At 70.4% G+C, this 10,113-nt stretch carries 8 protein-coding genes and 3 tRNA genes; 9 read left to right on the forward strand and 2 right to left on the reverse strand.

The window, feature by feature from the left end; translation table 11 throughout:
- Positions 1-216: 216 nt before the first annotated feature.
- Entirely contained in the window at positions 217-996 is a 780-nt protein-coding gene (locus tag ETD85_RS55735) for a phytanoyl-CoA dioxygenase family protein (protein ID WP_138697953.1), read from the forward strand.
- Between the two features lie 116 nt (positions 997-1,112).
- On the opposite strand, the gene dusB is transcribed toward ETD85_RS55735, so the two are convergent.
- Positions 1,113-2,222 carry a tRNA dihydrouridine synthase DusB gene (dusB, locus tag ETD85_RS55740; RefSeq protein ID WP_276617414.1) on the reverse strand — a complete coding sequence of 370 codons (1,110 nt, stop codon included), beginning with the start codon at positions 2,220-2,222 and terminating at the stop codon, positions 1,113-1,115.
- A gap of 81 nt (positions 2,223-2,303) precedes the next feature.
- On the opposite strand from dusB, the gene ETD85_RS55745 reads away from it, so the two are divergent.
- The 7 genes from ETD85_RS55745 (at position 2,304) to ETD85_RS55775 (ending at position 6,926) form a co-directional block, all read left to right on the forward strand.
- Positions 2,304-2,939 carry an ACT domain-containing protein gene (locus ETD85_RS55745; RefSeq protein WP_138697954.1) on the forward strand — a complete coding sequence of 212 codons (636 nt, stop codon included), beginning with the start codon at positions 2,304-2,306 and terminating at the stop codon, positions 2,937-2,939.
- Between the two features lie 95 nt (positions 2,940-3,034).
- A tRNA-Gly gene (locus tag ETD85_RS55750) sits at positions 3,035-3,106 on the forward strand.
- Between the two features lie 16 nt (positions 3,107-3,122).
- Positions 3,123-3,196, forward strand: a tRNA-Cys gene (locus ETD85_RS55755).
- Position 3,197: 1 nt separating this feature from the next.
- Positions 3,198-3,269: transfer RNA gene (locus ETD85_RS55760), tRNA-Val, on the forward strand.
- A 203-nt stretch (positions 3,270-3,472) separates the two neighbouring features.
- Entirely contained in the window at positions 3,473-3,970 is a 498-nt protein-coding gene (locus ETD85_RS55765; RefSeq protein ID WP_138697955.1) for a hypothetical protein, read from the forward strand.
- Between the two features lie 325 nt (positions 3,971-4,295).
- Entirely contained in the window at positions 4,296-5,759 is a 1,464-nt protein-coding gene (locus tag ETD85_RS55770) for a family 43 glycosylhydrolase (RefSeq protein ID WP_138697956.1), read from the forward strand.
- A 147-nt stretch (positions 5,760-5,906) separates the two neighbouring features.
- On the forward strand, positions 5,907-6,926 hold the full coding sequence (locus ETD85_RS55775; protein WP_138697957.1) for a LacI family DNA-binding transcriptional regulator: 1,020 nt from the start codon (positions 5,907-5,909) through the stop codon (positions 6,924-6,926).
- A 22-nt stretch (positions 6,927-6,948) separates the two neighbouring features.
- Here ETD85_RS55775 and arfA read toward each other — a convergent pair whose 3' ends face one another.
- Positions 6,949-8,439 (reverse strand): arabinosylfuranosidase ArfA, encoded by a 1,491-nt coding sequence (gene arfA / locus ETD85_RS55780; RefSeq protein WP_138697958.1) that lies wholly within the window; start codon positions 8,437-8,439, stop codon positions 6,949-6,951.
- 315 nt (positions 8,440-8,754) lie between these two features.
- Between arfA and ETD85_RS55785 the strand changes: the two genes are divergently transcribed.
- Positions 8,755-10,113, forward strand: a 1,359-nt coding sequence (locus ETD85_RS55785; protein WP_138697959.1) for an extracellular solute-binding protein, incomplete at its 3' end; no start/stop codon positions are given.

Consider the following 10,113-nt stretch of genomic DNA (forward strand, 5'->3'; position numbering starts at 1 on the left):
CCCCCACCTCGCACGACACCGCGCCCTGCTCGACGAGCCCGGCCCCCGCCTCCGTCCACAGCAGCAGCCAGCTCGGCGACCCGGCGGACCGGCGCGTGGCGTAGCCGGCCGTCTTGTCGTAGTGGCCCACGATCATCAGCTCGGCAGCAGGAACAGACAGGTCCTCAGCGGTCACAGGCATACCGTTCCACGAGTGCGCTCCTTAGCGTTGCGTACATGAGGCTCAACGACTTCCACGACCAGGGGTACCTGCTGGTGCCCGCGCTCCTCTCCCAGGAGGAGGTGGCGGAGCTGCGCGACGAGTTCATGGCGCTGCACGCCAGGGGTCCCATCGCCGGTCACTTCGCGCCGCAGCCGCAGGAGCCCGGGCGGCCCTATGACATTCTCCGCGACTATCCGCGCATCATGCACCCGCACCAGGTGAACGACGTGGCCCTGCGCTACCTGCTCGACGCGCGCATCGCGGCGATACTGCGCGACCTACTGGGAGAGGAGCCGATAGCAGCCCAGAGCATGTTCTACTTCAAGCCGCCGGGGGCCAGGGGGCAGGCGCTGCACCAGGACAACTTCTACCTCCGGGTCGAGCCGGGCACCTGCGTGGCCGCCTGGGTGGCGCTCGACCGGGTGGACCGGGCCAACGGCGGCCTCGAAGTCGTGCCCGGAACGCACCTGATGGACCTGTTCTGCCCGGAGGAAGCCGACCAGGGCGTCTCGTTCACCCGCGAGTACGTCCCGCCGCCGCCCGGCCTCGACCGGGCGCCCGTCGACATGGACGCCGGGGACGTGCTGTTCTTCAACGGCAGCCTGGTGCACGGCTCGGAGCCGAACAGCACGCCCGACCGCTTCAGGCGCAGCTTCATCTGCCATTACGTCGGCCGTTCGGCCGAGCGGATCTCCGAGTACTACCCGACGCTCACGATGTCGGGCCACCCCGTACGCCTGGAGCCCGCCGTCGGCGGCGGGCCGTGCGGCACGGAGGCCGCCGGCCCGCACTGAGCCGGAGGCGGCCCGCCCTCCGCCCGCGCTGGGGCGGGAGACGCCCGCGCCGAACGCCGCCGGCCCGCACAGAGCCGGAGACGGCCCGCGATGGGCCGGAGGCGGTTAACGGGTCGTCAGCCGCCGGAGATGTCGGACTCGGCGTCGTCGGGGACCACGCAGTCCCACGGGTCGTCCAGCCACCCGTCAGGAAGCAGCACCTTGGTCCGCTCGCCCGACTTGCCCCGGGGCGTGTCGGTGTTGGGCGGCCACGGCTGGTCGTGCTCCAGCTTGGCCAGCCCCGCGCGCAACCCGTCGAGCGACTCGGCCGTGGCCAGCTCCCGGCGCAGCTCGCTGCCGACCGTGAAGCCCTTGAGATACCACCCGACGTGCTTGCGGAAGTCCGCCACCGCGTACCGCTCGATGTCGAAGCACCGGGTCAGCCCCTCGGCGTGCCTGGCCATCACCTCGGCCACCTCGCCGAGCGTCGGCCTGACCCGCTCGGGGCTGCCGTTGAACGCGTTTTCCAGGTCCTTGAACAGCCACGGCCGCCCCAGGCACCCGCGCCCGACCACGACGCCGTCGCACCCGGTCTCCGCGACCATCCGCAGCGCGTCGTCGGCGCACCAGATGTCGCCGTTGCCCAGCACGGGGATCTCCGGCACGGCCTCCTTCAGCCGGGCGATGGCGGACCAGTCGGCCACCCCGCCGTAGTGCTGCCTGGCCGTGCGGGCGTGCAGCGCGATGGCCGCGACCCCCTCCTCGACCGCGATCCGCCCCGCGTCGAGGTAGGTCAGGTGATCGTCGTCGATCCCCTTGCGCATCTTCATCGTCACGGGCAGCGAGCCCGCGTTCGCGACCGCCTCCCGCAGGATCCGGCGCAGCAGGTTCCGTTTGTACGGCAGCGCCGAGCCACCCCCGCGCCTGGTCACCTTGGGGACCGGGCAGCCGAAGTTGAGATCGACGTGATCGGCCAGATCCTCCTCGGCGATCATCTTGACCGCGCGCCCCACGATGCCCGGATCCACCCCGTAGAGCTGGATGCTCCTGGGCCGCTCCGAATCCGCGAACCTGATCATCCGCAGGGTTTTGGGATTGCGCTCCACCAGCGCCCGCGTCGTGATCATCTCGCACACGAACAGCCCGGCGCCCTGCTCCCTGCACAGCACCCTGAACGGCGCGTTCGTGATCCCCGCCATGGGTGCGAGCACCACCGGCGGCCAAACCCCAATCGGCCCAATCTTCACTCCGTCAGTTGTAGCGCAGGTCAGGCCATGACCGGTATTCGCGGATAGGCTGGGAACCGGCATCTTCATGGAGGGGGACGGATGCTTCTTCGAGTACGCGTCGCGCTGCCCGACAAGCCGGGCTCCCTGGCGCAGGTGACCAAGGTCCTTGGCACGGCCGGGGCCGACATCACCCAGGTGACCGTCCTCGACCGGGGCGCGGGCGTGGCCGTCGACGACATCACGGTCTTCTGCCCGGAGAGCACGCCGAAGCAGGCCCTGCTCGAAGGTCTGCAGAGCGTCGAGGGCGTGACGGTCGAGGGCCTCTGGCCCACTCGCGAGGCCCCCGGCACCTACCCCGAGCTGGAAATACTGAAATACATCACGACGGCGGGCGACCGGGCGCTGACCACGCTGATCGACTCGCTCCCCGTGCTGTTCAGCGCCGACTGGGCGGCCACGGCCGCCGAGCACGGCGTCGTCTACGCGAGCTGGCGCGCCCCGCAGGAGCCGGCCATCCCCGAGCTGACGTCCTCGCGCCCGGAGGCGATGACGCTCGACGGCGGCCTGCACGTCATCCACGCGCCGCTGCCGCCCCTCGCCCTCACCCTTTTGCTGGCCCGCTCGGAGGGCCCCGCCTTCCACCGCATCGAGGTCCACCGGCTCACCAGGATCCTGGAGATCTTCCTCAGCCTGCCCGCCACGGAGCGCAGCGTGGCCCGCCAGCTCCGCAAATAGCGCCGCGAACGAGCAGGTGAACGGATTGCTGGGCCGGCTCGCAGCCGTTCACCGTCAGCATCCGGTCGCGAAAGGCGCTAGACTTGCCCTGCAACGCGGAAGTGGCTCAGTGGTAGAGCATCACCTTGCCAAGGTGAGGGTCGCGGGTTCGAATCCCGTCTTCCGCTCGGAGAGGTTTGACTCGGTGGCGTGGCCGAGAGGCGAGGCAGCGGCCTGCAAAGCCGTCCACACGGGTTCAAATCCCGTCGCCACCTCCACGGACGATTAGCTCAGCGGGAGAGCGCTTCCCTGACACGGAAGAGGTCACTGGTTCAATCCCAGTATCGTCCACTCACTTTTCACTCAGCCCCAGCGGCCTTCGGGCCCTGGGGCTGAGTGCGTTCCCGCGCCCCTGTCGGAGAGCGCTGTCGGAGAGCGCTGCCGGAGAGCGCTGTCGGAGAGCGCGTCCCCCGGAAGGTTCCGGCAGACGTACGGCGGATGACACCATCGTCCTCATAGGCAATGTCTTCGAGAGGTGATCTGGAGGGCGGCAGGTGGTGATCGTACAGCGGATCGTGGTCCGCTGGACCAAGCAGGGCCGCGAGGCCGAGGAGGCGGCGCGCAGGCGCGAGATCCCCTCCGCCTTCACGGTGCCGCCGGGGCCCGACGCCCCGCTGGTGGTGCATGACGTCGTCGTCGAGGAGGGCACCGGATACTCCCCGACCGGGGCCGTCAACGGGCACGCGTTTCCCTGCCAGCTCAACGGGCTGCGCTTCACGCTGTCCGAGCCGGCGCTCCGGGTGGCGCGGACGCCGGTGTGGGCCGCGTACCCGACCAACCGGTTCCCCGGGCAGGTGTTCTCGCTGCGCCCGGCCGAGCGGGCCCGCTACCGGGCCAACTTCCGCTTCAGCGGCTACAGCACCGACTGGTACTACGAGGAGTGGACGATCAACATCGCCTACCGGCCGTGGCGGCGGGACATGTTCCTGGTCGGGGAGTTCGACCACGACCAGGACGAGCGCGTCTCCCTCTACGGCGGCCGCCGCCGCTGAGCCCTCCGCCGGGCCGCGGACGCGCCCTGAACTGCCGGTGCCGCTGAGCCCTGCCGGGCCGCGTACCGGCTCCGGGCTGCCGGTCCGCCGCTGAGCCCTCCGCCGACCGCGTACGGGCTCTGAGCTGCCGGTCCGCCGGTCGAGCGGGCCCGGCCGGCCTCGTGCGCCCGCCGGGACGATGATCGCCGCGGGGGCAGGTGAAAGTTTCAGCCGCCCATTGACACCCGAAACGTGAGCGCTAACAATCGCGGAACCCCACGGAAACACGGAAGGCGAGTGCTGAAGAACGCCGCAAAATGTTAACGCTATCAAGGAGTCTCCGACGATGATCCGCAGAATCCTGGCCGCCTTGACGCTCCTGCTGTTAGCCCTGGTCGTCCCCGGCACGGGACCCGCCTCGGCCGCCACGTCGTGCACGAACCCGATCAAGTCCCAGAAGGGCGCCGACCCCTGGCTTCAGTACTACGACGGCAACTACTACCTGATCACGACGAGCTTCACCAACACCCTGGTCATGCGCAAGTCGCCCACCCTCCAGGGGCTTCCCAGCGCCCCGGGCATCCAGGTCTGGCAGGACACCACCACCTCGCGCGGGACCAACTTCTGGGCGCCCGAGCTGCACCAGTTCAACGGCCGCTGGTACATCTACTACTCGGCGGGCCAGGTGGGCGCCGCCTGCTGCGACAGCCAGCGGACCCACGTGCTGGAGAGCACGGGCAGCGACCCGCTCGGGCCTTACGCGTACCGCAACATCCTCACCGGCTCCAACCTGACCCCGGGCGGCTGGCTGATCGACGCCAGCCCGATGAGCCTGAACGGGTCGCTCTACCTGCTCGGCAGCGGGTTCGTCAGCGGCAGCGCGCAGAGCCTGGTGATCGCGCCGATGAGCAACCCGTACACGGTCAGCGGCAGCACCTTCACCCGCATCTCCAGCCCGTCCTACAGCTGGGAGACGCAGGGCGGCACGGTGAACGAGGGGCCGGTGGCGCTCCAGCGCAACGGGCAGACGTTCGTGATCTACTCGGCCAGCGCGTGCTGGGGGCCCGACTACAAGCTGGGGCAGCTCACCTACAACGGCGGCAGCCCGCTCAGCGCCTCCTCGTGGGTGAAGAAGTCCACGCCGGTGTTCCAGCGCTCGGGCAGCGTGTACGGCCCCGGCCACAACGGCTTCTTCACCTCACCCAACGGCAGCGAGAGCTGGATCGTCTACCACGCCAACAGCTCCTCCAGCGGCGGCTGCGACAACAACCGCACGACGCGCGCCCAGAAGTTCACCTGGAACTCCGACGGCACCCCGAACTTCGGCACCCCGGTCGCGACCGGCACCTCGCTGGCCGCACCCGCCGGGGAGAGCGCCGCGACGCCGGCCGCGTACACGCTGGTCAACCGCAACAGCGGCAAGTGCCTGGAGGTGTCGGGCGGATCCGGCGCGGACGGCGCGAACATCCAGCAGTGGACCTGCAACGGTGGCGCCAACCAGCGCTGGCGGGTGGAGGACCAGGCCGACGACACCAGCAGGCTCGTGAACGTGGCCACCGGCAAGGTCGCCGACGTCGCCGACTGCTCTTCCGCCGACGGCGCCGACCTGCGGCAGTGGAGCTGGCTGAACAACACCTGCCAGCGCTTCCGGCTGGTCTACACCGCGACGGGCGGCTGGGTCAGGATCGTGAACGCCGCCACCGGCAAGGTCGCCGACGTGGCCGACTGCGGCACCGCCGACGGCACCGACGTGCGGCAGTGGAGCTGGCTGAACAACACCTGCCAGCAGTGGTCGATCCGGCCGGTGTGAGCCTCGCGACCGGCGACCGGCGCCACCGCCGGCCCCGAATCTCCGCGCCTGCGCCGCCGGGAATGGACCGGGCCAGGAACCGGAACAAATGATCCGCGCACTCGCCCCCTCTGCCTGTTAGCGTTACCGCTAAGGGGGTGAGCCGCGGTGAAATCCAAGGGTGGCAGACCGGCGGTCCTCGTGGACGTGGCCGTGCTCGCCGGGGTCTCCGCGATGACCGTCTCGCGGGTGCTCAACGCGCCCGACATGGTCCGCGCCGAGACCAGGGCCCGGGTGCTGGCCGCCGTGCGCGAGCTCGACTACCGGCCCAACCAGGCCGCCCGCCAGCTCGTCACCGGCCGCTCAGGGGTGCTCGGCGTGGTCAGCATCGACACCACCCTCTACGGCCCCGCCACCACCCTCTACTGCATCGAGCAGGCGGCCAGGCACGCCGGCTTCAACGTCAGCATCGCCAGCCTCAGCTCGCTCAACCGCAAGTCGATGGAGGAAGGCGTGCAGCGGCTGCGCGCCCAGGCGGTGGACGGCGTGATCATCGTCGCGCCGCACGAGTCGGCCGCCGACGGGCTGCGGCACCTGCCGCCGGAGATGCCCGTGGTCGCGGTCGACGCCGGAGACGACATCCCGGTGCCCGTCGCCAAGGTGGACCAGCGGGCCGGGGCCGCCAGGGTGACCAAGCACCTGCTCAGCCTCGGCCACGAGACGGTGTGGCACGTGGCCGGGCCGGCCGACTGGCTCGACGCCAACGACCGCATCGAGGGGTGGCGCGGCGTGCTGGCGGCCGCCGGCCGGCCGGTGCCCGAGGTGCTGCGCGGCGACTGGAGCTCGCGCTCCGGCTACCAGCTCGGCCGCCGCCTGGCCCAGGACCCCGAGGTCACGGCCGTGTTCGTGGCCAACGACCAGATGGCGCTCGGGGTGCTGCGCGCGCTGCGCGAGGCCGGGCGGCGCGTTCCCGAGGACGTGAGCGTGGCCGGGTTCGACGACATCCCCGAGTCCGCCTACTACTGGCCGCCGCTGACGACCGTCCGGCAGGACTTCGGCGAGGTCGGCCGGCATGCCTTCCACCTGCTGCTGGACCTGATGGCGGGAGACGCGCCCGAGGCGCGCCGGCTGATCGAGCCCGAGCTGGTCGTCCGGGAGAGCACCGGCGCCGCGCCCAGACCCACCTGACCACCCCGCCACGCGAGCCGCGTCAGGCCAGTCTGATCACGTTCCAGGAGACCGGCGGCAGCAGGACGCGGGCCGGGTCGTGCTCGACGTCCGCGTTCGCCCTGGGCGCGATCCGGTCCGGCTCGTCGGCCGTGTTGCGCGCGTACACGTCCGGGTCCGCCAGCGTGGTGGCCTCCACGATGCGCCGCCCGCCGAGCGCCCTGACGTCGATCTCCAGCGAGAGCGGGCCGTCGGTGGAGCGGTTGACCGCGAACAGCGTCGTGCCCTCCGCCGAGTGCGTGGCCACCGCGTGCAGCAGCGGCACCTCCCCGTACGCGGCCGTCTCGTACGCTGGCGACACCGGCTCCACCCGCAGCACGTCGCCGGCCGCGTACCTGGAGGCCTGCGCGAACGGGTGGAACGTGGTCTGGCGCCACGCCCGCCCGCCCGGCTCGGTCATGATCGGCGCGATCACGTTCACGAGCTGGGCCAGCGAGGCGGCGGTCACCCGGTCGCTGTTGCGCAGCAGCGTGATCAGCAGGCCGCCGAAGGTCACCGCGTCGGCCAGGTGGTAGTGGTCCTCCAGCAGCGGCGGCGCGACCGGCCAGTCCGCGGGCGGCGCGGCGTTCTGGAAGCGCGACAGGTACCAGACGTTCCACTCGTCGAAGGAGATGTTGATCTTCTTGCGCGATCTGACCCGGGCGCCGACGTGGTCGGCGGTGGCGACGACCGAGGAGATGAAGTACTCCATGTCGGCCGAGCTGGCCAGGAAGCTGCCGAGGTCGCCGTCCTTCTCCTCGTAGTAGGCGTGGCAGGAGATGTAGTCGACCACGTCGTAGGTCTCCTCCAGCACCGTGGCCTCCCAGGCGCCGAAGGTCGGCATGGACGAGCTGGAGCTGCCGCAGGCCACCAGCTCCAGGCCGGGGTCGACCATGCGCATGGCGCGGGCGGTCTCGGCGGCCAGCCGGCCGTACTCGCGGGCCGTCTTGTGCCCCGTCTGCCAGGGCCCGTCCATCTCGTTGCCCAGGCACCACATCCTGATGCCGTGCGGCTCCTTCGCGCCGTGGGTGACGCGGAGGTCGGACAGCGCGGTGCCGGACGGATGGTTGCAGTATTCGAGCAGGTCGAGGGCCTCGGCGATGCCGCGGGTGCCGAGGTTGAGCGCCATCATCGGCTCCACGCCCGCCTTGCGGCACCAGCGGACGAACTCGTCGACGCCGACCTCGTTCGTCTCGGTGCTGTGCCAGGCCAGGTCGAGCCGGCGCGGCCGCCCGCCGACCGGGCCGATGCCGTCCTCCCACCGGTAGCCGGAGACGAAGTTGCCGCCCGGGTAGCGGACGGTGGACACGCCCAGCTCCCTGGTCAGGGCGAGCACGTCGGCGCGGAAGCCGTCCTCGTCGGCCGACGGGTGGTCCGGCTCGAAGATGCCGGTGTAGACGCATCGCCCGAGGTGTTCGACGAACGTGCCGAAGGTGCGCCGGCGCACCGGAGCGACCGTGAACGCGGGATCGAGGGTGAGCTTGGCGTGATGCACGGGCTGGGCTCCTGATTTCGCGGGCGTTACGTGCCCAAATTGTTAGCGTTATCAAATAGCCGGGTCAAGAGGGCCGACACCTGTGCCGGCGGACGGCAAACGGTTGCCGTGGGCCTCTTGACAGCACGGGTGTTACCGCTAACACTCGGGTAACCCCGACGAAACATCGGGTCAGCGCAGCGACCTCCGTGACCCGGGCGGCTCGCTCCGACGCCTCTGCGCGCATCGCGGGAGGCTCTGTGCACAGCCGTCACGAACCCCGCGAAATGTTAGCGAGAACATGATCAAGCGATAGCTCGGTAGGAAGAGGCCACCGTGCAAGGTCCCCCCGACATCTCCCGCCGGCATCTTCTCGGCGGCGGCCTCGCCCTCGTGGGCGCCGCCGCCACCGGCTGCGCCATCCCCGTGGGGCTCGGCTCGGCACAGACCCGCGTCCAGTACTGGCACTTCCTCGGCGCGAGCGACGGAATCATCATGAACAAGATGGTCCAGGCGTTCGCCCGGGACAACACGGACATCTTCGTCGAGGAGAACGTGCTCGCCTGGGGCGAGCCCTACTACACGAAGATCGCGATGGCCGGCTCCGGCGGCCGCTCCCCCGACCTGGCCACCTTCCACCTGGCCCGGCTCGCCGGCATCGGCGCGGGCTCGATCCTCGACCCCATCAACGTCAAGCTGCTGGAGGAGGCCGGCCTGCGGGCCTCCGACTTCAGCCCGCCCATCTGGGAGCGCGCCCATCTCGACGGCGTGCTGTACGCGATCCCGTTCGACGCCCACCCCATGGTGCAGTACTACAACACCGACATCTGCGGCAAGGCCGGGCTGCTCGGCCCGGACGGCAAGCTGACGCCTACCAAGAACCAGGAAGAGCTGGTGGCCGCGCTGCGCAAGGCCAAGGAGGTCATGGGGGGCAAGCCGCCACTGGCGTTCGACGCGCTCGGCCTCGGCACGGTGGGGCCCTGGCGCGTGTGGTACTCGCTCTATCCGCAGAGCGGCGGCACCCTGCTGTCGGACGACGGCACCAAGATCACCATCGACGACGCCAAGGCGCTGGAGGCGCTGCGGTTCATGCGCATGCTCGGTCAGGAAGGGCTGTGCGACACGCGTACGGACTACGGCGCTTCGGTGGCCAACTTCACCAACGGCCAGGCGGCCTTCCTGTGGAACGGCGACTGGGAGACCACCGGGCTCAAGGAACGCAAGACGCCGTTCAGCATGACGCGCTTCCCCAGCGTCTTCGGCTCCGGCGCGGCGCAGGCCGACTGCCACTCGTTCGTGCTGCCGCACCAGCGCAACCGTGATCCCGAGGTCGAGCGGGCCACCTACCGGTTCATCGCCTACCTGGTCAAGAACAGCGCCGACTGGGCGGTGGCGGGGCACGTGCCCGCGTACCTGCCCGCGCTGGAGAAGCCCGAGTACCTCGCGCTGCAACCCCAGTCGGAGTACCGCTCGGTCATCACCGAGGTGTCGCTCGATCCCCAGGTGTGGTTCGCCGGCTCGGCCTCGCGGCTGTGGATCGAGTTCGGCCAGGCGTTCTCGCCGGTCATCGTCGGTCAGCGGACGCCGGAGGAGGGCCTCGCCGCGGCCAAGGACGCGCTGGCCCGGCTGATGTCCGCCCCGAACCCCTTCCCCGACGAGGAGCTGTCTCTTAAACACATCGGACGATGCCGAAGT

This window comes from Nonomuraea zeae (assembly GCF_005889725.1).
Classification (GTDB): domain Bacteria; phylum Actinomycetota; class Actinomycetes; order Streptosporangiales; family Streptosporangiaceae; genus Nonomuraea; species Nonomuraea zeae.

Coding starts and splice junctions, on each gene's coding strand:
- ETD85_RS55735 (WP_138697953.1), top strand. CDS start 217: ATGAGGCTCAACGACTTCCACGACCAGGGGTACCTGCTGGTGCCCGCG.
- ETD85_RS55745 (WP_138697954.1), top strand. CDS start 2,304: ATGCTTCTTCGAGTACGCGTCGCGCTGCCCGACAAGCCGGGCTCCCTG.
- ETD85_RS55770 (WP_138697956.1), top strand. CDS start 4,296: ATGATCCGCAGAATCCTGGCCGCCTTGACGCTCCTGCTGTTAGCCCTG.